Annotated in this window: 17 protein-coding genes; 3 read left to right on the plus strand and 14 right to left on the minus strand. The window is 72.7% G+C overall.

Annotation, left to right across the window (positions count from 1 at the left end; translation table 11 throughout):
- Positions 1-4 precede the first annotated feature (4 nt).
- A complete protein-coding gene (locus V6U82_RS18060; protein WP_334462656.1) occupies positions 5-1570 on the minus strand; it encodes an MFS transporter in 1566 nt (521 codons plus the stop codon).
- Between the two features lie 119 nt (positions 1571-1689).
- On the minus strand, positions 1690-2751 hold the full coding sequence (locus V6U82_RS18065) for an FAD-dependent monooxygenase (protein WP_334462658.1): 1062 nt from the start codon (positions 2749-2751) through the stop codon (positions 1690-1692).
- A gap of 54 nt (positions 2752-2805) precedes the next feature.
- On the opposite strand from V6U82_RS18065, the gene V6U82_RS18070 reads away from it, so the two are divergent.
- The gene (locus V6U82_RS18070; protein ID WP_128137999.1) at positions 2806-3363 is read left to right on the plus strand and encodes a TetR/AcrR family transcriptional regulator; all 558 of its coding nucleotides are present in this window, start codon (positions 2806-2808) and stop codon (positions 3361-3363) included.
- Between the two features lie 49 nt (positions 3364-3412).
- Here V6U82_RS18070 and V6U82_RS18075 read toward each other — a convergent pair whose 3' ends face one another.
- The 9 genes from V6U82_RS18075 to V6U82_RS18115 form a co-directional block, all read right to left on the minus strand.
- Positions 3413-4054 carry a transcriptional regulator gene (locus tag V6U82_RS18075; RefSeq protein ID WP_334462660.1) on the minus strand — a complete coding sequence of 214 codons (642 nt, stop codon included), beginning with the start codon at positions 4052-4054 and terminating at the stop codon, positions 3413-3415.
- Positions 4055-4245: 191 nt separating this feature from the next.
- The gene (locus V6U82_RS18080) at positions 4246-5262 is read right to left on the minus strand and encodes a branched-chain amino acid ABC transporter permease (protein ID WP_442933444.1); all 1017 of its coding nucleotides are present in this window, start codon (positions 5260-5262) and stop codon (positions 4246-4248) included.
- A 65-nt stretch (positions 5263-5327) separates the two neighbouring features.
- Positions 5328-6209, minus strand: coding sequence for a branched-chain amino acid ABC transporter permease (locus V6U82_RS18085; RefSeq protein ID WP_334462662.1), 882 nt, complete (start codon positions 6207-6209; stop codon positions 5328-5330).
- A 1-nt stretch (position 6210) separates the two neighbouring features.
- Positions 6211-7467 carry an ABC transporter substrate-binding protein gene (locus tag V6U82_RS18090; protein ID WP_334462663.1) on the minus strand — a complete coding sequence of 419 codons (1257 nt, stop codon included), beginning with the start codon at positions 7465-7467 and terminating at the stop codon, positions 6211-6213.
- A 42-nt stretch (positions 7468-7509) separates the two neighbouring features.
- On the minus strand, positions 7510-8202 hold the full coding sequence (locus tag V6U82_RS18095; RefSeq protein ID WP_334462664.1) for an ABC transporter ATP-binding protein: 693 nt from the start codon (positions 8200-8202) through the stop codon (positions 7510-7512).
- Positions 8189-8950, minus strand: coding sequence for an ABC transporter ATP-binding protein (locus V6U82_RS18100; RefSeq protein ID WP_334462666.1), 762 nt, complete (start codon positions 8948-8950; stop codon positions 8189-8191). The genes V6U82_RS18095 and V6U82_RS18100 overlap by 14 nt, the downstream gene beginning before the upstream one ends.
- Positions 8951-9280: 330 nt before the next feature.
- A complete protein-coding gene (locus V6U82_RS18105) occupies positions 9281-10357 on the minus strand; it encodes an alcohol dehydrogenase catalytic domain-containing protein (protein ID WP_334462669.1) in 1077 nt (358 codons plus the stop codon).
- On the minus strand, positions 10354-11796 hold the full coding sequence (locus V6U82_RS18110; protein ID WP_334462672.1) for an aldehyde dehydrogenase family protein: 1443 nt from the start codon (positions 11794-11796) through the stop codon (positions 10354-10356). Before V6U82_RS18110 ends, V6U82_RS18105 begins: the two co-directional genes overlap by 4 nt.
- A 45-nt stretch (positions 11797-11841) precedes the next feature.
- Positions 11842-12495: a TetR/AcrR family transcriptional regulator gene (locus tag V6U82_RS18115; protein ID WP_128138684.1), complete on the minus strand. Its 654-nt coding sequence runs from the start codon at positions 12493-12495 to the stop codon at positions 11842-11844.
- Positions 12496-12582: 87 nt separating this feature from the next.
- Here V6U82_RS18115 and V6U82_RS18120 point away from each other — a divergent pair, with 87 nt between their 5' ends.
- The gene (locus tag V6U82_RS18120) at positions 12583-13755 is read left to right on the plus strand and encodes an acyl-CoA dehydrogenase family protein (protein WP_120570551.1); all 1173 of its coding nucleotides are present in this window, start codon (positions 12583-12585) and stop codon (positions 13753-13755) included.
- Positions 13756-13759: 4 nt separating this feature from the next.
- On the opposite strand, the gene V6U82_RS18125 is transcribed toward V6U82_RS18120, so the two are convergent.
- Positions 13760-14797 (minus strand): aminotransferase class V-fold PLP-dependent enzyme, encoded by a 1038-nt coding sequence (locus V6U82_RS18125; protein ID WP_334462678.1) that lies wholly within the window; start codon positions 14795-14797, stop codon positions 13760-13762.
- Positions 14798-15124: 327 nt separating this feature from the next.
- A complete protein-coding gene (locus tag V6U82_RS18130; RefSeq protein WP_334462680.1) occupies positions 15125-16003 on the minus strand; it encodes a hypothetical protein in 879 nt (292 codons plus the stop codon).
- A gap of 792 nt (positions 16004-16795) precedes the next feature.
- Between V6U82_RS18130 and V6U82_RS31565 the strand changes: the two genes are divergently transcribed.
- The gene (locus V6U82_RS31565; protein WP_442933445.1) at positions 16796-17746 is read left to right on the plus strand and encodes a golvesin C-terminal-like domain-containing protein; all 951 of its coding nucleotides are present in this window, start codon (positions 16796-16798) and stop codon (positions 17744-17746) included.
- A 39-nt stretch (positions 17747-17785) separates the two neighbouring features.
- Here the strand turns inward: V6U82_RS31565 and dnaE are convergent, their stop codons facing one another.
- On the minus strand, positions 17786-21319 hold the full coding sequence (gene dnaE, locus V6U82_RS18140) for a DNA polymerase III subunit alpha (RefSeq protein ID WP_128136538.1): 3534 nt from the start codon (positions 21317-21319) through the stop codon (positions 17786-17788).
- Positions 21320-21430: the final 111 nt, after the last annotated feature.

Below are 21430 nucleotides of genomic sequence, written 5' to 3' on the forward strand. Positions count from 1 at the left end.
GAACCTACGCGGTACCGGCCAACTCCCTGTCCGTGACCGGCGGCGCGTCGGGGGCGACGACCGGCCGGCCCGGCATCCAGCGCAGCACGATCACGATGCCGAGCGCGGCCACCACCGCGGAGGCGCCCGCCGCCCAGTGCATGGCCGAGACGAACGAGTCGTTGGTGGCGTCGATGAGTCGCGGCGCGTCGGGGCCGAGCCGGCCGGCGACCGCGTACGCCCCGGACACCGACTCGCGGGCCGCGTCGCGCACCGGGGCGGGCAGGGCGGCCACCGCCGGGGCGACCTGGTCGCGGTAGACGGCGGAGAGCACCGAGCCGAGCACCGCCACGCCGAGCGCGCCGGCCACCTGGCGCACGGTGTTGCTCACCGCGGAACCGACACCGGCCTTCTCCCGGGGCAGCGAGGACATGATCGACTCGGTGGCCGGCGGCATGATGTTGGCCATCCCGGCGCCCTGGAGGAACCCGAGCGCCGAGAAGATCCAGATCGGGGTGTCCGCGTCGATGAAGACGAACGCGGCGAGCGCCACAGTGGTGAGCAGCAGTCCGACCGCGGCGACGGCCCGGCCGCCGTAGCGGCGGACCATCGCCGCGCTGCGCGGCGCGAAGATGAGCTGGGCCGCGGCGAACGGCAGGAACAGCAGGCCGCTCTCCAGCGGGCTGTAGCCGCGCACGAGCTGGAGGTAGAACGCGCCGAAGAACATCACGCCCATGGCGGCGAAGAAGACCAGCCCGACCAGCGCCACCGGCGCGGCGAAGCGGGGCACCCGGAACAGCCGTACGTCCAGCGACGGGTGGTCGCTGCGCAGCTCGTGGGCGACGAACCAGCCGAGCACCGCGAGGCCGCCGAGCACCGCGACCCAGACCTGCGGGCGGCCGAAGCCGTGTTCGCCGCCGTCGATGATGCCGTAGGTGAGCGCGACCAGGCCGACCACCGACAGCAGCACGCCGAGCAGGTCGACCCGGCCGGGCCTCGGGTCACGGGACTCGGGGACCAGGGCCGCGACGAGCACCACGCCGAGCGCCACCACCGGCACGTTGATCAGGAAGACCGAGCCCCACCAGAAGTGCTCCAGCAGCGCGCCGCCGAGCACCGGGCCGATCGCCACCGCGAGGCCGACCGCGCCGGCCCAGACGCCGATCGCCTTGGCGCGCTCGCGCGGGTCGAAGACGTTGGAGATGATCGAGAGCGTCACCGGCATGATGGCCGCGCCGCCGACGCCCATCAGCGCGCGGGCCGCGATGAGCTGGCCCGGGTCCTGCGCGTACGCGGACAGCAACGAGGACAGGCCGAACAGCGCCAGCCCGAGGATCAGGAAGCGGCGGCGGCCGAGCCGGTCACCGAGCACGCCGAAGGTGAACAGCAGCCCGGCGAAGACGAGCGTGTAGGAGTTGATCGCCCACTCCAGCTCGCCCTGGGTGGCGCCGAGGCCGTGCACCGGGTCGGCCAGGGTGCGCAGCGCGACGTTGAGGATGGTGTTGTCGAGGACGACCACGAGGAGGCTGATCACCAACACCCCCAGGATCGCCCACCTCCTCGGGTGTCCGGTGTTCTCGTGTGGTTCCACGTCCGTGCTCCCCCCGGTTCCCCCGCGTCGGAATACGATACGGGTCAGACTCGTAACGGAGCCGAGCGTAGGTGAGCGGGTTTCGATACGGAACCGGTTCGTATCGGATGTGTCTCAGGTCACGCGGGCGGCCCGGCGGCCAGCGCCAGCCGCAGCACCGCGTCCCGCACCGGCAGCAGCCGCCGCACGCCGGACAGCCGCCCCGCCCACCGCGCGCCGGCCGCGATCCGCTGCGTGGGCCGCCGGCGTCGCCTGTCGTACGCGCGCAGCGCGGCCGGCAGATCGCCGCCGTCGCGTACGCAGCCGGCGAGCGCGACCGCGTCGATGAGTGCCTGGCAGGCGCCCTGCCCGAGGTCCGGGGTCATCGCGTGGGCGGCGTCGCCGAGCAGCGCGGTCCGGCCGGACACGTACGACGGCAGCGGCGTCAGGTCGTGGATCTCGTGCCGCAGGATCCCCTCCGGGGTGAGCGCGTCGAGCACGTCCGGCACCGGCGGGTGCCAGTCACCGAAGAGGCGGCGCAGCTCGGCGCGGTCGTCCGGCGGCGCCGCGTGCCCCTCGGGCAGCCGCACCGCGGCGTACCAGTTGGTGCGGCCCGGCCCGGCCGGGGTCAGCCCGAACTTGCGCCCCCGCCCCCAGGTCTCGCCGCCCTCGGCCAGATCCAGGTCGGCCACGCCGCGCCAGGCCACCGCGCCCGCGTACCGCAGCGGGTACCGCCGCCCGTACATCTGCGCGCGCACCACGCTGTTGATCCCGTCCGCGCCCACCACCAGGTCGTACGCGTCGAGCAGCGACTCCGGGCCGGTCACCGGGGTGCCGAGGCGCAGCGCCGGTCCGGGCAGCGCGCCGGCCAGGACGGCGAGCAGCACCGGCCGGGTGACCAGGTGCACCGGCTCGCCGTGCCGGCGCTCCAGCCGGTCGACGTCGATGGCGGCGATCCGGCTGCCGTCCGGGCGCCGGATCGCCCCGCCGGCCTGACGGCTGCCCCGGCGGCGTACCTCCTCGCCGACGCCGAGGGCGTCCAGGGCGCGCATCGCGGCGGGCCAGATGCCGAGCCCGGTGCCGGTCTCCGGCAGTGCGGCCGACCGTTCCAGGACCGTCACGTCCCAGCCCGCCGCCCGCAGGCCGACGCCCGCCGCGAGCCCGCCGATCCCGCCACCGACCACGACCGCGCGTCCGCCCATGCCGTCACCGTACTACAGATGTAGTCGGCGGCACTACGGCTGTAGTCTGGCCGGGTGACCGATCGCCGGCGACTCCTGCTCGACGCCGCCATCCGGGTGCTCGGCACCGGCGGGCCGCGACAGCTCACCCACCGGGCGGTGGACGCCGAGGCGGGCCTGCCCGAGGGCTCCACCTCCAACCGGTTCCGCACCCGGGAGGCGCTGGTCACCGGCGTCTTCGACCGGCTGGTCGAGGTGGAGACGGCGGCCTGGCAACGGCTCGCCGCGGACCTGGCGCCGGGCGACGTCGACGGCTTCACCCGCGTGCTCGGCCGGCTGATCCGGCGCTTCACCGACGAGGAACGGGTGGTCACGCTGGCCCGATACGCGCTGTTCGTGGAGTCGGCCGTGCGGCCCGAGCTGCGCCCCGCCATCGAGGCCGGGCGGGCGCGGCTGGCCGAGTGGGGGGTGCCGCTACTCGCCGCGCTCGGCTCGACCGATCCGCCCGCCCACTTCCGGGCGCTGCTCGCGCTCGTCGACGGGCTCTTCGGCAACCAGCTCGCCGCTCCCGACGACCACTTCGATCCGGAGTCCGCCGTCGCCGTCCTGCTGCGCGGCTTCCGGGCCGGCTGACCGGCCGCCCGTCGGCTGCCGCGCGGTGCCCCGGCCGGACGGATCCCGCCTACCGCTCCCCGTTCCGGTGGCCGGCGGCCTCGCGGCACACGGCGAGCGCGTCCGACAGCGTGGTGAGGTGTCCGGCCGGCGTGGCCGGCGGCGTGATCCAGCCCGGCCCGGCGCCGTGCACCCGCACCGAGGGGAACTCCCGCGCGAAGCGGACCACCCGGTATGCCCGCCCGGTCATCGGCGTCTGCGACCACACCACCACGGTGTGCGGGCGGGTTCGGCGCACCGCGCTGGCCAGCGCCGGCCAGGGCAGCGCGGCACCGAGCAGCAGGCTGCCCAGGCCCGCCTCACGCAGGGCCGCGGCGAGGGCGTGCAGGCCGAGGCAGTGCAGCTCCTGCTCCGCCCCGGCGAGCAGGATGCCACCGGCCGGGGGTGGGGTCCCCGGCCCGCGCAGCAGCACGTCCAGTCCGGACCGCACGCCCTCCGAGAAGGCGTGCTCCACGGCCACCTCGGCGGCGCCGCGGCCGGGCAGCGCGGCCAGCATCGGCGCGCACACGCCCTCCCACACCGGCGCCACCCCCCACCGGCCCGCGGCCTCGACGATCAGCGCGGCGACCCGGTTGCCGTCCAGGTCCTCGGCCGCGAGCGTGAGGTGCTTGCGGGCGGACTCGACGACATCGGCCGGGATCGGATCGGTCACCACCGGACGCACCCCTCGGTAGACGGTCACTACCGGGGGTTCGTCGGAAGAGGGCGGCCTGGATGCGCCCGGGGCGGACCGGTCCGGACGGGACGCGCCGGCTAGGCCGTGCCGGTGGGGCGGCTACACCGGCGCGCGGTCCGGTGGGGCGTCCCGGCGGCAGCCGACCGGGGACGCCGTCGTACGCCGGATCAGCCGGACCGGTCCCGGCGGGCCGCCGCCCGGCGCCGGGCCAGGTCGGCGACGGTGCCCCAGACACCACGGCGGAACAGCAGCACGACGAGGACGAAGATGCCGCCGGTGACCAGCCCGATGGCCTCGAACCCGGAGAACGACAGCCAGTCCTCCAGGCGGACCACCAGGGCCGCGCCGAGCACCCCGCCCCACAGCGTGCCGATGCCGCCGAGCACCACCACGATGACCGCCTTGCCGGAGGTGGTCCAGTGCAGCACGTCCAGCGAGACGAATCGGTGGCCGACCGCGAAGAGCCCGCCGCCGAGCCCGGCCAGGAAGCCGGAGAGCACGAACGCGGTCAGCTTGTAGCGGTGCACCGGGTAGCCGAGCGCGCGGGCCCGCGCCGGGTTGTCCCGGATGCCGACCAGCACCCGGCCGAACGGCGAGTGCACGATCCGCCAGGCGGCGAGCAGGCCGAGCAGCACGAACGGCAGGATCGCGTAGTAGAAGTAGTAGTCGTCGGTGAGATCGACGCCGAAGAACGCGCGCGGCACCCCCTGCAGGCCGTTCTCACCCCGGGTGACCGAACGCCACTCGTTGGCCACGTAGTAGACCATCTGCGCGAAGGCCAGGGTGACCATGGCGAAGTAGATCCCGGTGCGCTTCACCGCCAGGTAGCCGATCGGCAGCGCGAGCAGCGCCGCGCCCAGCGCCCCGGCCAGCACGGCGGCCGGGAACGGCAGGCCGGCGTGGATCGCGACCAGCCCGGTCAGGTACGCCGAGGCGCCCCAGAACGCGGCGTGCCCGAAGGACATCAACCCGGTGAAGCCGAGGAGCAGGTCCACCGAGACGGCGAAGAGCGCCCAGCACAGAATGTCCACCGCGACCGCCGGGTAGAGCCCGTTCGGCAGCCACAGCGCGACGAGCAGGCCGGCGGTGAGCAGCGCGTACCGGACCCAGCCGGGCGCCCGCGCGACGGCGAGCAGTCCGGACGGCGGCGCGGGCCGCCCGGCGGGCGTGGTGTCCGTGTCCACAGCGCTGGTCTCCGCCACCTCGGCTCGCGGCTGCGGGGCTCGCAGGCCCGGCTCACTCCTCGCGTTCACGCAGGTGCCTCCTCTCGGCCGAACAGGCCGGCCGGCCGCCAGAGCAGGACGGCGGCCATCACCACGAACACGACGGTCTGCGACACGAGCGGGTAGTCGGACAGGTACGCCTCGCCCCACGCCTGGATCAGGCCGATGCCGAAGCCGGCGGCGACCGAGCCGAAGATCGAGCCGAGGCCGCCGATCACCACCACCGCGAAGACCACGATGATCAGGTCGGCGCCCATCAGCGGGTTGACCGCCCGCATCGGGGCGGCGAGCACCCCGGCCAGCCCGGCCAGGGCGATGCCGAAGCCGAACACCGGGGTGACCCACTTGCCCACGTCGATGCCGAACGCCCGGGTCAGCTCCGGCCGCTCGGTGGCGGCCCGGACCACCACGCCGATCCGGGTCCGCCCGAGCACCCACCAGACCACCACGCACAGCAGCACGGTGAAGCCGAGGATGAAGACCCGGTACGTCGGGAAGTCGAAGAGCCCGAAGTCGACGGTCCCGCTCAGTTCGTCGGGGGTGGCGTACGGACTGGACTGCACGCCGTACCGGGACTTGACCAGGTCCTGCAGGATCAGCGTCAGGCCGAAGGTGAGCAGGAAGTTGTAGAGCGGGTCGAGCCGGGTCAGCCGGTGGATCACCGCCCGCTCCAGCACCATGCCGAGCAGGCCCAGCGCCAGCGGCATGATCACCAATGCGGCCCAGAACGGCACGCCCGCCTCGGCGAGCAGCACGTACGCCCCGAACGCGCCGAGCATGTAGAACGCGCCGTGGGCGAAGTTCACCACCCGGAGCATGCCGAAGATGACCGCGAGCCCGAGGGCGAGCAGGGCGTAGAACGCCCCGCCCACCAGCCCGTTGAACGTGTTCTGCAGGAACCCGGACATGTCAGAGCTTGCAGTCCGGGGACGGGGTGCGGAAGGCTTCCGCCGCCGGGATGGTCTTGAGGATCTTCACGTAGTCCCACGGCTCCTTGACCTCGGCCTGCGGCTTCACCTGGGCCAGGTACGCGTCGTGCACGACCCGGTGGTCCTCCGCGCGGATCCTGCCGTTGCGCAGGAAGAGGTCGTTGACGTCCTTGCCCTCCAGCTCCTCGACCACGGCGTCCGCGTCGTCGGTGCCGACGGCCTGCACCGCCTCCAGGTACTGCATGGCGGCGGAGTAGTTCGCCGCGTGGGCGAACGACGGACGGGTTCCGGTCTCGGACTGGAACCGGTCGGCCCACTCCCGGTTCTGCTGGTCGAAGTTCCAGTACCAGGCGTCGGTGTAGGTGGTGCCGGCGAGCGCGGCAGGGGTGAGCGAGTGGATGTCGGTGATGAACATCAGGCCGACGGCCAGCCCGACGCCCTTGTCCCGCAGCTTGAACTCGTTGTACTGCTTGACCACGTTGACCAGCTCCGCGCCGGCCTGCATGGTGCCGAGCACCTGCGGCTTCGGGTTCAGCGTCGGCGCCTTGAGCAGGAACGACGAGTAGTCGCCGCTGGTGTTCGGGAACGGGGCGCCGTCCTTGCCGACGACCTGCCCGCCGGCCGCGGTGATGGCGGCGGTGAAGCTCTTCTCCATGTCCTGCCCGAACGCGTAGTTCGGGTAGAGGATGTACCAGTTCTTGCCGACCTGCTCGGTGGTCACCGTGCCGGTGCCGTGGGCCAGCATGTACGTGTCGTACGCGTAGTGGAACGTGTACTTGTTGCAGCTCTTGCCGGTCAGGTCGGTGGTCGCCGCGCCGATGTTGAAGTAGAGCTTCTTCTTCTCCTTGGCCACGTCGGCGACCTTCAGGGCGGCCGAGGAGGTCGGCACGTCCAGGATGGCGTCGACACCCTTGCGGTCGACCATCTCCTGGGCCTTGCTGTTGGCCACGTCCGGCTTGTTCTGGTGATCAGCGGTCTCCACGGTGATGTTCCTGGTCACCGCGTCGTCGCCGTGCTTGGCCTTGAAGTCGGCGATGGCCATCTCCACGGCCTTGACCGAGTTGCGCCCGGACAGCTCCGAGTAGGCGCCCGACTGGTCGTTGAGCACGCCCAGCACGATCTTGTCGCCGGTCAGCTTCGAGTCGCCGCCGGACTGCGGACCACCGCCGCCGCAGCCGGCCACCATCAGCGCCACCGCCGAGGCGGCGGCCACACCCACGCTCCTACGCATGTCCATCCCCTTCGTACCGCGCGGTCCGCGCGGGTCAGCCGTCCGGATTCAGATGCCGAGGTACGCCAGCAGCTCGCGTTCCCGCGAGCGCACCTCGGCGTTCTCCATCGCCTCCGCGATCCGTCCCTCGGCCAGCAGGTAGTGCCGGTCGGCGACGCGGGTGGCGAAGTGCAGGTTCTGTTCCACCAGCAGCACTGTCACGCCGTGCTTCTTGGCCTCCCGTAGCAGGTCACCGACCTGCTGCACGAGCAGTGGCGACAGCCCTTCGGTGGGCTCGTCGCAGAGCAGCAGCCGGGCGCCCATGCGCAGCACCCGGGCCAGCGCGAGCATCTGCTGCTCGCCGCCGGAGAGCATGGTCGCGGCGGAGTCGCGCCGCTCGTACAGGGCCGGGAATGCCTCGTACACCCGCTCCAGCGGCCACGGGTCGGGGCCGACCCGGGGCGGTAGGGTCAGATTCTCGGTGACCGTGAGCGTGGCGTACGCGCCCCGGTCGTCGGGAACCCAGCCGAGCCCGGCCCGCGCCCGCCGGTACGCCGGCAGCCGGGTGACGTCCCGGCCGTCGAGGTGGATCGCGCCGTGCTGGCCGGGGTGCAGCCCCATCACCGAGCGCAGCAGCGTGGACTTGCCGGCGCCGTTGCGCCCGACCAGGGTGACCACCTCGCCGGCGGCCACCTCCAGGCTCACCTCCCGCAGCACCTGGGCCTCGCCGTACCAGGCGGAGAGGTTCTCAATGCGCAGCATCCGCGACTCCCAGGTAGGCGGTGATGACCCGCTCGTCGGCGCGGACCTGCTCGTACGGCCCCTCGACCAGCACCTTGCCGGCCTGCAGGACGGTGACCGTGTCGGCGAGCCGGCCCACCACGCTCATGTTGTGCTCCACCATGACCACGGTCCGTCCGGTGCGGACAGTGGCGATCAGGTCGACGGTGCGGTCGACGTCCTCCAGGCCCATCCCGGCCGTCGGCTCGTCCAGCAGCAGCACCTTCGGGTCGAGGGCGAGCGCGATGGCCAGCTCCAGGGCCCGCTTGCGCCCGTACGCGAGTGCCTCGGCCGGCGCCTCGGCGAGGTCGGCCAGGCCGACCATGGCCAGCAGCTCGTCGGCCCGGTCCCGGTAGCGGCGCATCAGCTTCGCCGACCGCCAGAACCGCCAGCCCAGCCCGCTGCGCGACTGGAGGGCCAGCTCGACGTGCTCCCGCGCGCCGAGCTGCGGAAAGAGGCTGGTGATCTGGAACGACCGGGCCACGCCGAGTCGGGCCACCCGCTCCGGTGGCAGCCCGGTCACGTCGCGGCCGTCCAGCTCGATCCGCCCTTCGCTGGGCGGCAGGAAGCCGGTGAGCAGGTTGAACAGTGTGGTCTTGCCGGCGCCGTTCGGGCCGACGAGGGCATGCACGGTCTCCGGCGCCACGTCGAGGTCGACGCGATCGACGGCCCGGAAGCCCCGGAAGTCCCGGGTCAGCCCTCGGGCCGACAGGATCGCTTGCCCGGCCATCGCCTCACCCTTCGCAGGTCCGTACGCGACGGCCAGGTCGGTGACCGGGGTCACAGGGTCGTCGCGTGCTGGAAACCTACGAGGAGTCGAAGCGGCCGAGCCATGTCGGCCCACCACACATTCACCCCTGCCGGTGCGGACCCAGCCTCCATAGATGCCGGTCACCCCCGACCGGGTCCGGTCCGATCGGTGGCCGTCGACATGTGGCGTGGCACCGTCACCGGCCGGCGGCGCACTCCGGCAGGTCGGGTCCGTCCGCGTGGGAGAAGACCGACGTCCTCGACGCCGGGCGGCGGCTGCCCGGCGCCGCCGCCCGGGTCGAGGGGGACGTCAGTCCGGGAACGTGACCACCCAGCGGGCACCCTCGCCGCGGGCCAGCCGGTCCAGCGCCGCGGGCGCATCGGCCAGCGGCACCGTGCCGCTCACCAGCGGCCGCAGGTCGAGGTCACCGGCGGCGAGGGCGGCGGCCAGCTCCGGCACCTCCCGGTCCGGGTCGGTCGAGCCGTACACCGAGGAGCGCAGCGTGCGCGCGGAGTGGAAGATGTCCAGCGCGGAGAGGCTGAGCAAGTCGTCCTTGCCGCCCATGCCGACCACGGTGACCGCTCCCCCGCGCCGCGTCGCCCGCCAGGCGGCGCGGATGGTGGCGGACCGGCCGACGCACTCGAACGCGTGGTCCACGCCGCGTCCCTCGGTGCGAACCCGGATCTCCTTGCCCAGCCGGTCGTCCGATCGGAGGAAGTCGGTGGCCCCGGCGGCGAGCGCCAGGTCCCGCTTGGCCTCCACCACGTCCACGGCGAGGATCGGCGACGCGCCGGCCCGCCGCGCGGCGGTCAGCACGGCCAGGCCCACCCCGCCGAGCCCGATCACCGCCACCGACTCGCCGGGTGCGACCCGTGCGGTGTTGCGGACCGCGCCGACACCGGTGAGCACCGCGCAGCCCAGCACCGCGGCCTGCTCCGGCGGCAGCCCGGCCGGCACCGGTACGGCGGCGTGCTGCGGCACCACCACCTCCTCGGCGAGCGCGCCGAGCCCGAGCGTGACCTGGAGGGGCTCGCCGGTGGCCGTCTCGCCCCGGGGTGTGGACGGGTTCGGGTTGGCGGCGCAGAGCCACGGTTCGCCGTGCCGGCAGTGCCAGCACTCCCGGCAGGCCGGGGCCCAGTTGAGCACCACGGGTGTGCCGACCGCGAGCGTCGTGCCGGGGCCGGCCTCGGCCACCACGCCAGTGGCCTCGTGCCCCAGCACCAGCGGGTACGCGGGCGCCAGCGTACCGTCCACCATGGCCAGGTCGGAGTGGCAGATGCCGGCGGCGCGGATGCGTACCCGCAGCTCGCCCGGGCCGGGCGCGGGCAGGCGTACGTCCTCGACCGCCGGGGTCGCACCCCGGCCGCGCACCACGAGCGCCCTCATCGCTGGATCGCCTTCAGCTCGGTGAACTCCTCCACGCCGTACGCGCCCAGCTCCCGGCCCAGGCCGGACTGCTTGTAGCCGCCGAACGGGGCGAGCGGGTTGAACGCGCCCCCGTTGACGTCCACCTGGCCGGTACGCATCCGCCGGGCCACTGCCAGCGCCGCGTCCCCGTCGGCCGACCAGACCGCGCCGGCCAGCCCGTACCGGGAGTTGTTGGCGATGGCGACCGCCTCGTCGGTGTCGGCGAACGGGATCACCGCGAGCACCGGCCCGAAGACCTCCTCCTGGGCGAGCGCGCTGTCCGGGTGCACGTCGGCGAAGACGGTGGGCGCCACGAAGTGCCCCCGCGGCGGCAGTGGCGCGTCCGGGCCACCGGCGACGAGCCGGGCGCCGTCGGCGAGCGCCCGGCCGACGTGGTCGCGTACCCGCTGGGCCTGCGCGGCGGAGGCCAGCGGGCCGAGCCGGGTGGCCGGGTCGAACGGGTCGCCGAGCCGGTAGCCGGCCACCGCCGCCGCCACCAGGTCCAGCGCCTCGTCGTAGCGGTCGCGGTGTACGAGCATCCGGGTCCAGGCGGTGCAGGTCTGCCCGGAGTTCAGCAGCGCGTTGCCGACGCCGACCTTGACCGCGGTGGGCAGGTCGGCGTCGGCCAGGACGACGTTCGCCGACTTGCCGCCGAGTTCCAGCGACACCCGGGCGATCCGCTCGGCGGCCAGGTGGGCGATGCGCCGGCCGGTGGCGGTGGAGCCGGTGAACGAGACCAGGTCGACGTCGGGGTGCGCGGCGAGCGCCTCGCCCACCACCGGACCGGCGCCGGGCACCAGGTTCACCACGCCGGGCGGCAGGCCGGCGTCGGTGATCGCGTCGAACAGCAGGTACGCGGTGAGCGGCGTCAGCTCGCTGGGCTTGAGCACCACTGTGCACCCGGCGGCGAGCGCGGGCGCGACCTTGGCGACCACCTGGTGCAGCGGGTAGTTCCACGGGGTGATCGCCCCGACCACGCCGACCGGCTCCCGGACCACGAGCGAGTTGCCGACCGTGTGCTCGGCGGCCGGGCGGGCGGCCAGGTCGACCATGCTCCGCAGCACTGTCAGTGGCAGGCCGGTCTGGACGCGGGTGGCGAGCTTCAGCGGGGTGCCCAGCTCGGTCGCCACCGTACGGGCGATCTCGTCGGCGCGGGCGGCGAGCGCGGTGTGCAGCCGGTCCAGGTGCGCGGCCCGCTGCTCGGGGGCGGTGTCCGCCCAGCCGGGGAACGCGGCGCGGGCGGCGGCGACCGCGCGGTCCACGTCGGCCGGTGTGCCGGCGGGCACCTCGCCGACGATGCTCCCGGTGGCCGGGTTCTCGACCGGGATGGTGTCGCCCGACGACGGGTCGACCCAGTCACCGGCGACGTGCAGGTGGCGGCGCGTCAGCAGGGCGGGAGGGGCGGCGGCGAGATCCATGGCGTCCTTCGGGGGCGGTGGAAACTAGCGGTGGGAGTTTCGACGCTACTCCGGACCGCCGACCCGTTCCAGCGGGGCGACGGTGGCCGCGTACTCGGCGGCGAGCCCGTGCAGCAGCGCGTCCAGGCCGAGCGCGAACGCCCCCTCGTCCACGCTGCGCTGGTGGCCGGCGAGGCGGTGGGCCTGGTTGAGGTGCGGGTGCGCGGCGTAGAGCGAGGGATCCTCGACGAAGCCGCGGGCGAACGAGCCGAGCGCGGACCCGGCCACGAAGTAGCGCATCGCGGCGCCGATGTGGGTGGCCCGCGCGGGCGGCCAGCCGGCCCGGACCAGCGCGCCGTAGACCGCGTCGGCCATGGCGAGCGCGGCCGGACGGCGGCCCGGCCCCTGCGCCAGGTACGGCACGATGTTCGGGTGCGCGGCCAGCGCGGCCCGGTACGAGCGTGCCCAGCGACCGAGCGCGTCGAGCCACTCGTACTCGTCGAAGACGCTGATGTCGACGGTTGCCGCGACGCCGTCGGCCACCGCGTCGAGGATCTCCTCCTTGGTGGCGAAGTGGTTGTAGAGCGAGGGGCCGCGTACGCCCAGCGCGGCGGCGAGCCGCCGGGTCGAGAGCGCGTCCAGCCCGTCGGCGTCGATCAGCGCCAGCGCGGTCTCGACGATCCGGTCGCGGGTGAGCAGGGCCTGTCGGGGTCGGGGCACCTGGTCATCATCCTCCCTTCGACATCGGGTCTGGACGCGGGAAAACTTCCAGCGCTAGTTTAGAGCCAGTCGACCTGAGGGGGCACCGTGGACTTCGCACTGTCCGACGAGGAACGCGCGATCCGGGACACCGTTCGCACGTTCGTCACCCGCGAGGTGATGCCGCTGGAGGCGGAGGTGCTGCGCCGCGAGCGTGCCCACCAGCCCGGCCTGGACCGCTCCGAGCTGCGCGAACTCCAGCTCAAGGCGAAGAAGTTCGGCTTCTGGGGGCTGGCCACGCCCGAGGAGTACGGCGGGATGGCCCTGCCCGCGGTGATGCAGTCGCTGATCTGGACCGAACTGGGACGCAGCTTCGTGCCGTTCCGCTTCGGCGGCGAGGCCGACAACATCCTGTTCCACGCCACCGAGGAGCAGAAGCGCGAGTTCCTGATCCCCACCATCGAGGGCGAACGGATCTCCTGCTTCGCCATCACCGAGCCCGGTGCGGGCTCCGACGCGGCGAACATCAAGCTGCGCGCCCGCCGCGACGGCGACGACTGGGTCCTCGACGGCGAGAAGACGTTCATCACCAACGGCAACGACGCCGACTTCGCGATCGTGGTCGCGGTGACCGACCCGGAGAAGGGCGCCCGCCGCGGCGGCGCGACCGCGTTCCTGGTGGACCGCGCGATGGGCTGGCGCTCGGAGTTCATCCAGACCATGGGCGAGGGCGGCCCGGCCTCGCTGATCTTCGACGGCGTACGGGTGCCGCACCGCAACATCCTCGGCGAGATCGGGCAGGGCTTCACGCTCGGCATGGAGTGGATCGGCAAGGGCCGCTACACCATCCCGTCGCACGCCGTCGGCATCGCCGAACGAGTCCTCCAGATGGCCATCGACCACGCCAACACGCGCGAGACGTTCGGCGCGCCGATCGGCACCAACCAGGCCATCCAGTGGATGATCGCCGACTCGGAGACCGAGCTGGAGGCGGCCCGCTGGCTGATCCTGCGCTCGGCCTGGACGGTCGACCAGGGCCTCGACCCCCGGCACGCCTCCTCGATGGGCAAGCTCTACGGCGCCGGCATGGTCAACCGGGTGGTGGACCGGGTGCTCCAGATCCACGGCGGCATGGGCTACACCCGGGAGCTGCCGATCGAGCGCTGGTACCGGCAGGTCCGGCTGTACCGGATCTTCGAGGGCACCGACGAGATGCAGCGGCTGATCATCTCCCGCGACCTGCTGCGCGGCTACACGAAGATCGGCGGCCACCTGGCCTGAGCGGTCAGCCGGTCAGCGCCTCGACCGCCCGGTCCACGTCCGCCTCGGTCGTGTAGAGGTGGAACGAGGCGCGGACCCGGCCGGCCCGTACCGCCGCGCGCACCCCGGCCCGGGCCAGCCGCTCCTGGGCGTCCGGCACGTCCACGGTGACGATCGCGCTGTCGCCGGGCGGCCGGCCCAGCCCGGCCAGGAACCGGTTGGCCAGCCCCACGTCGTACGCGCGCACCGCCTCCGGATCCAGGTCGGCGAGCAGCTCCAGCGCCGGAGCGGCCCCGGCATAGCTCATCCAGGCCGGGGAGATGTCGAAACGCCGGGCGTCGTCGGCCAGGCGTAGCGGCAGTCCGTAGTAGGAGGCGTGCGGGTCGCGTCCGGCGTACCACCCGGCCGCGTCCGGGCGCATCCGCTCACGCAGCGCCGGGGACAGGTAGGCGAAGGCCGAGCCCCGCGGCGCCATCAACCACTTGTACGCCGCCACCACCACCGCGTCGGCCCGGTCCGCCGCGAACGGCAGCCACCCGCACGCCTGCGTCGCGTCGGCCACCACGAACGCGCCGTGCGCCCGGGCCGCCGCGACGATCTCGTCGTACGGGGTCACGGTGCCGTCGGCGGACTGCACCACGCTGAACGCCACCAGGTCCGTGTCGGCGTCGATCGCGTCGACCAGGCCGGCCAGCGGCACGGTGCGTACCCGTACGCCGCGCTCCTGCTGGACCAGCCACGGGAACAGGATCGAGGTGAACTCGGTCTCGGGCACCACCACGGTCGCGCCCGCCGGCAGCCCGGCCGCGATCGGCGCGACGAGCTGTGACGCGCTGGCACCGACGCTCACGTCGGCGACGTCCACACCGGTCAGCCGGGCGAACGCGGCCCGGGAGCGGTCCACCGACTCCTCCCACACCTCGAACGACACCCGCCCGGTCCGCCAGTCGGCGAGCACCCGCTGCACGGCGTCCCACACCGGCTCCGGCGGCAGTCCGTAGGTGGCCGTGTTCAACCAGCCCGGCTCCGGCTGCCACAACTTCCGCGCCTGCTCCAGCTCCATGCCATCGACGCTAACCACCCCCTCCCCCACCCCGACACCGCCAATCCCACCCCCGTGGCCCCCACCCCACCCCCGGCGATCTTGCACTTTCAGCCCAGGCAAATGGTGCGAAGCCTCATACCGCAGGGCCGAAACCGCAAGATCGCGGGGTGAGGCGGCGAGCCGGAGCCCGGGGCGGCCACACCAGCGCCCTCGCCCGGACGATCATGAGGTTAGCGGCGTCTGCGGTCCGATTTGTCGCCGCCAACTTCATGATCGACGCAGTGGGGCGGGGCGGGCGAGGGCGGGGCGAGGGCGGGGGCGGGGGGGCGGGGCAGGGCGGGGGCGTCAGGGGGGTGGGGGGAGGTCGGTCAGCGCTTCGGCCATCTCCGATCGCACCCTCGGCAGGGGCCAGCTGGCCAGGTCGCGCAGGGTGTGGTGGCGGCGCAGGCGCCGCACGGCGGTCAGGCCGACCAGGTAGCCGCACCGTTTGGGCAGGTCACCGGCCAGCGGCGAGTCCCGCATCAGGAAGTACGGGGCGTGGTGCTCGGCGTCGGTGGCGTCGAGGTCGGCGCGGACCCGGCGCAGGATCTCCGGCCACCGGCGGCGGCACTCGTCGAGCCAGGGCCGGTGGCCGGGGCGGCCGAACCAGAGGTACGCCTCGTCCGGCCGTCCGGCGTCGAGTTCCGCCGTGACCTGCGTGGCGAGCCCTTCGGTGAACAGCGCGTTCGCCACCCCGTGCTCGGGCCAGTCGCGGATCGCGGCGCCGCGGTCGTGCACCACGTGCGCGGCCTCGTGCCGGATGAGCAGGTCGAGGTCCTCCGGCGGCCCGAGCTGTTCCACGGCGAGGAAGAGCGCGTACCCGCCGTTCAGCTCGCCGGCCCAGCCGTTGGCCTGGTTCAGGCCGACCAGCACCACGCACTCGACCGGCCCGCCGTCACCGGACCAGCCCAGCGCGCGGGCCACCGCCGCGACACCGTCGGGCAGCGACGCGCGTACCCTCTCGGCTCCTGCCGAGAGGTCGGCGACCCGGTCGCGGAGCCCGTCCAGGACGGACGCCACCCCGGCGGCGTCGGACCAGTCGCCGTCGCGGCGAAGCGCCCGCGCCACGTCCGGGTGCGCGGCCAGGTAACGGGAGGTCCACGGCTCGGGCGGGCCGGAGCGGCCGGCGCAGGCGAGGAAGTCGGGCACGAGGTCGCGGACGCGTAGCAGCTCGGTGGGCGGCATCCGCACGATGCTGCCCGGCCGTGGCGCGCCGGGCAAGACCGCGACGGTACGGGGCCGGCCCCGCCTATGAAGGAAGTCTTCAGCAAGGAGAGTGCCGATGCAAGGTATCGACATAGACGAACGTCACGCTATAGGGTGCGGCGAACCGGCGACGTGAGCACAGTCGCCCCCAGTAGTGGACGAGGAGTGCCTGTGACGATTCGGAGACCCTCGCGTCGGGTGAGCCACCTGCTCGGCGGCGCCCTGATCCTCATGATCGGCCTGACCGGCCAGCCGGCCCAGGCCGCGCCACAGCACGGCGCGCAGCCGCTCGCCGCCGCCTTCGACCGGGCCGCCGCCGGCTCCGACGTGCCGCGCGACCTGCTCGCCGCGCTCGGGTACGCCGAGACCCGCCTGGACGGCCACGGCGGCGAGCCCAGCGCATCCGGCGGATACGGCGTCATGCACCTGACCAGCAACCCGAAGGTGCGCACGCTCGACGAGGCCGCGCGCCGGACCCGGCTGGACCGCGCCGAACTGCGTACCCGGGACGCGGCGAACGTGGCCGGCGCGGCGGCGGTGCTGCGCTCCTACGCCGACGAGGCCGGACTCACCGCGGCGCAGCGCGACGACGTCAACCAGTGGTACGGCCCGATCGCCCGCTACGGCGGCTCGGCGGACGCGGCCACCGCCCGGCTGTACGCCGACTCCGTGTACGACCTGCTCGCCCGGGGCTTCGTCGCGACCACGGCCGGCGGCGAGGTCAGCGTGGACGGCCGTCCGGTCGCGCCCCAGCGGGGCCGGTACGCCGACGTGGCGCCCCTGGGCACCGGCGACTTCGGCACCCTGAGCACCGACTACGGCCCGGCGGCCTGGGTGCCGGCCAACTCGTCCAACTACACGGTCTCCAGCCGTGAGTCGGCGTACCCGATCAACTACGTCGTCATCCACACCATGCAGGGCAGCTACGCCGGCTCGATCAGCTGGTTCCAGAACGCCGCGGCCGGCACCAGCGCGCACTACCTGCTCCGCTCCTCGGACGGTGCGGTGACCCAGATGGTGCGGGACAAGGACATCGCCTGGCACGCCGGCAACTGGACCTACAACACCCAGTCGATCGGCATCGAGCACGAGGGGTACGTCGACAACGCCTCCTGGTACACCGACGCGATGTACCGGTCGTCGGCGGCGCTGACCCGGTACCTGTGCGACAAGTACGGCATCCCGAAGACCCGCACCAACATCATCGGGCACAACCAGGTGCCGGGCGCCACGCACACCGACCCGGGTCCGAACTGGAACTGGACCTACTACATGCAGCTCGTCACCGGCGACACCACGCCCCCGCCGACCGCCTGGTCGACCGTCGTGGACAACACCACCGCCGGCCGGTTCACCGCGAGCGCCAACTGGGGCACCTCGACGTACTCGGCGCAGCGCTACGGCGCCGACTACCGGTACGCCAACCCCGTCGCCGCCAGCGACACCGCCTGGTACAAGGTGAACATCCCGGCGACCGCCACCTACCGGGTGGAGGTCTGGTATCCGGCCGTGGCCGGCTACAACACCTCCACGCCGTACATCGTGGCGACGACCAGCCGCAACCAGACGGTCGCGGTGAACCAGACGGCGAACGGCGGCGCGTGGCGTTCGCTGGGCACCTTCACCCTGGCGGCCGGGGACGCCAACAAGGTGGGTGTCAGCCGGTGGTCCGGCAGCACCGGGTACGTGATCGCCGACGCCATCCGTATCACCCGCGTCTAGCGGTACGTCCCGGTTTCGCGCCGGAGGCGCTCGGCCCGGTCAGCTCACGTTGGCCGGGCCGAGCACGCTCTTCAGGTCACCCATCAGCGCGGTGGTCGGCGCGACCCGGAACGGGCCGAGGCGCAGCGTGGTGACCTTGCCGCCGTTGAGCAGCTTGACGTGCACCTCGGTGTCGCCGGGGTGCAGCACGAGCGTCTCCTTGAGCCGTTCCACGAGCGGCGGCGTGCAGCGGTGCACCGGGATGGTGAGCGTGACCGGCTTGTTGGCCGGGTTGCTGGTGACGTCCGGCATGGACATGTCCATCGCCATGATGCGCGGGGTGTCGTCGCGCCGGTCGACCCGGCCCTTGACCACGACGATGGCGTCCTCGGCGATGTACTGCCCGATCACCTCGTACGTGTTCGGGAAGAACAGCGTCTCCACGCCGCCGGCGAGGTCTTCGAGCGTCGCGGACGCCCAGGCCCGGCCCTGCTTGGTGACCCGGCGCTGCACGCCGGAGAGGATGCCGGCGAGCGTGACCACCGCACCGTCGGGCACCGTGCCCTCCTCGGACAGCGCGGCGATCGTGGTGTCGGCGGCGGCCCCGAGCACGTGTTCCAGGCCGAACAGCGGGTGGTCGGAGACGTACAGGCCGAGCATCTCGCGCTCGAACGCGAGCTTGTCGCGCTTGTCCCACTCCCCCTCGCCGATGACCGGCATGACAGTGGTGGTGCCGCCGGTCTCCGCCTCGCCGAAGCCGGCGCCGAACAGGTCGTACTGGCCGACCGCCTCCTTGCGCTTGACGTCGGCGTACGCGTCGATGGCGTCGGCGTGCACGGCGAGCAGGCCCTTGCGCGGGTGCTTGAGCGAGTCGAACGCCCCGGCCTTGATCAGCGATTCGATGGTCTTCTTGTTGCAGACCACGGCGTCGACCTTGGACAGGAAGTCGTAGAAGTCGGTGTAGTCGCCCTTCTCCTCGCGGCACCGCATGATCGAGGCGACCACGTTCGCGCCGACGTTGCGCACCGCGCCGAGACCGAAACGGATCTCCTCGCCGACCGGGGTGAACGGCCCGGCCGAGGTGTTCACGTCCGGCGGGAGCACCTGGATGCGCATCCGGCGGCACTCGGACAGGTACATGGCCATCTTGTCCTTGTCGTCACCGACGGAGGTGAGCAGGGCGGCCATGTACTCGGCCGGGTAGTGCGCCTTGAGGTACGCGGTCCAGTAGGAGACCAGACCGTACGCGGCGGAGTGCGCCTTGTTGAACGCGTAGCCGGCGAACGGGACCAGCACGTCCCACACGGCCTGGATGGCCTCGTCGGAGTAGCCGCGCTCGCGGCAGCCGTCCCGGAACGGGATGAACTCCTTGTCGAGGATCTCCTTCTTCTTCTTGCCCATCGCCCGGCGCAGCAGGTCGGCCTGGCCGAGCGTGTAGCCGGCGAGGATCTGCGCGGCGCGCTGCACCTGCTCCTGGTAGACGATCAGGCCGTACGTGGGCGCGAGGATCTCGCGCAGCGGCTCCTCCAGCTCCGGGTGGATCGGGGTGATCTCCTGGAGCCCGTTCTTGCGCAGCGCGTAGTTGGTGTGCGAGTCCACGCCCATCGGGCCGGGCCGGTAGAGCGCCAGGACGGCGGAGATGTCCTCGAAGTTGTCCGGCTTCATCAGCCGCAGCAGCGAACGCATCGGCCCGCCGTCGAGCTGGAACACGCCGAGCGTGTCACCGCGGGCCAGCAGCTCGTACGCCTGCTTGTCGTCCAGCGGCAGGCCGAGCAGGTCCAGCTCCCGGCCGTGGTTGAGCTGGATGTTCTTCACCGCGTCGTCGATGATCGTCAGGTTGCGCAGGCCGAGGAAGTCCATCTTCAGCAGCCCGAGCGACTCACAGGTCGGGTAGTCGAACTGCGTGATGATGACGCCGTCGGAGTCGCGCCGCATCAGCGGGATGTGCTCGATGATCGGCTCGGCGGACATGATGACGCCGGCGGCGTGCACACCGGTCTGCCGGATCAGGCCCTCGATGCCCTTGGCGGTCTCGATGACCTTCTTGACGTCCGGGTCGGACTCGTAGAGGCCCCGGATCTCACCCGCCTCGGCGTAGCGGGGGTGCTTCGGGTCGAAGATGCCGGACAGCGGGATGTCCTTGCCCATCACCGCCGGGGGCATGGCCTTGGTGATCCGGTCGCCGACCGCGTACGGGTAGCCGAGCACCCGGGCCGAGTCCTTGATCGCGGCCTTCGCCTTGATCGTGCCGAACGTGGCGATCTGCGCGACCTTGTCCTCGCCCCACTTGTCGGTCACGTACTTGATGACCTCACCGCGCCGGCGCTCGTCGAAGTCGATGTCGACATCGGGCATGGAGACGCGCTCGGGGTTGAGGAACCGCTCGAAGATCAGACCGTGCGGGATCGGGTCGAGGTCGGTGATGCCCAGCGCGTACGCCACGAGCGAGCCGGCCGCCGAGCCACGCCCGGGGCCGACCGCGATGCCCTGACTCTTGGCCCACTGGATGAAGTCGGCGACCACGAGGAAGTACGACGGGAAGCCCATCTGGATGATGACGCCCAGCTCGTACTCGGCCTGGACGACGTGGCCCTCCGGAATGCCACCGGGGAAGCGCCGCTTGAGCCCGGCGAACGTCTCCTTGCGGAACCAGGACTCCTCGGTCTCGCCCTCGGGGATCGGGAAACGCGGCATCAGGTTGTGGAACGTGAACATGCCGGCCGGATCGACCTTCTCGGCCACCAGCAGCGTGTTGCGGCAGCCCTGCTGCCACAGCTCGGAGGAGTCGACCGCGCGCATCTGGTCGGCGGACTTGACGAAGTAGCCGCCGCCCTCGAAGCGGAACCGGTTCGGGTCGGCCACGTTGCTGCCGGTCTGCACGCAGAGCAGCACGTCGTGCGCCTCGGCCTGCGCCTCGTGGGTGTAGTGCGAGTCGTTGGTGACCACCGGCGGGATGTCGAGCTTGCGGGCGATCTCGGTGAGCCCGTCGCGGACCCGGCGCTCGATGTCGAGGCCGTGATCCATGATCTCCAGGAAGTAGTTGTCCTTGCCGAAGATGTCCTGGTACGCGGCGGCGACCTTGAGCGCCTCGTCGAACTGGCCGAGCCGCAGCCGGGTCTGCACCGCGCCGGACGGGCAACCGGTGGTGGCCATGATGCCCTCGGCGTGCTCGGCGATCAGCTCCATGTCCATCCGGGGCCACTTCACGTAGTGGCCCTCCATGGAGGCGCGCGAGTTGAGCTTGAACAGGTTGTGCAGGCCGTCGCGGTTCTTCGCCCACATGGTCATGTGGGTGATCGCGCCGTTGCCGGAGACGTCGTCGCTCTTCTGTTCGGGACGGCCCCACTTGACCCGGGCCTTGTGGAAGCGCGACTCCGGCGCGACGTACGCCTCGACGCCGAGGATGGGCTTGACCCCGGCGTCCATCGCCTGCTTGTAGAAGTCGTTCGCGCCGTGCATGTTGCCGTGGTCGGTGATCGCCACCGCCGGCATGCCGAGCCGCGCCGCCTCGGCGAAGAGGTCCTTGAGCCGGGCCGCCCCGTCGAGCATCGAGTACTCGGTGTGTACGTGCAGATGCGCGAACGAATCGCCCATGCGTGGCGCCCCCCGGGTTGTGGATCAAGCTGCGTCGGAGCCGACCGACCCACCCTACCGAGGTGATCTCGTGGGCTCCACCGTCCGCGCCGAGGGTGGTCCGGGTCTCTC

It is taken from the genome of Micromonospora sp. CPCC 205554 (assembly GCF_036902745.1).
Taxonomy (GTDB): domain Bacteria; phylum Actinomycetota; class Actinomycetes; order Mycobacteriales; family Micromonosporaceae; genus Micromonospora; species Micromonospora tulbaghiae.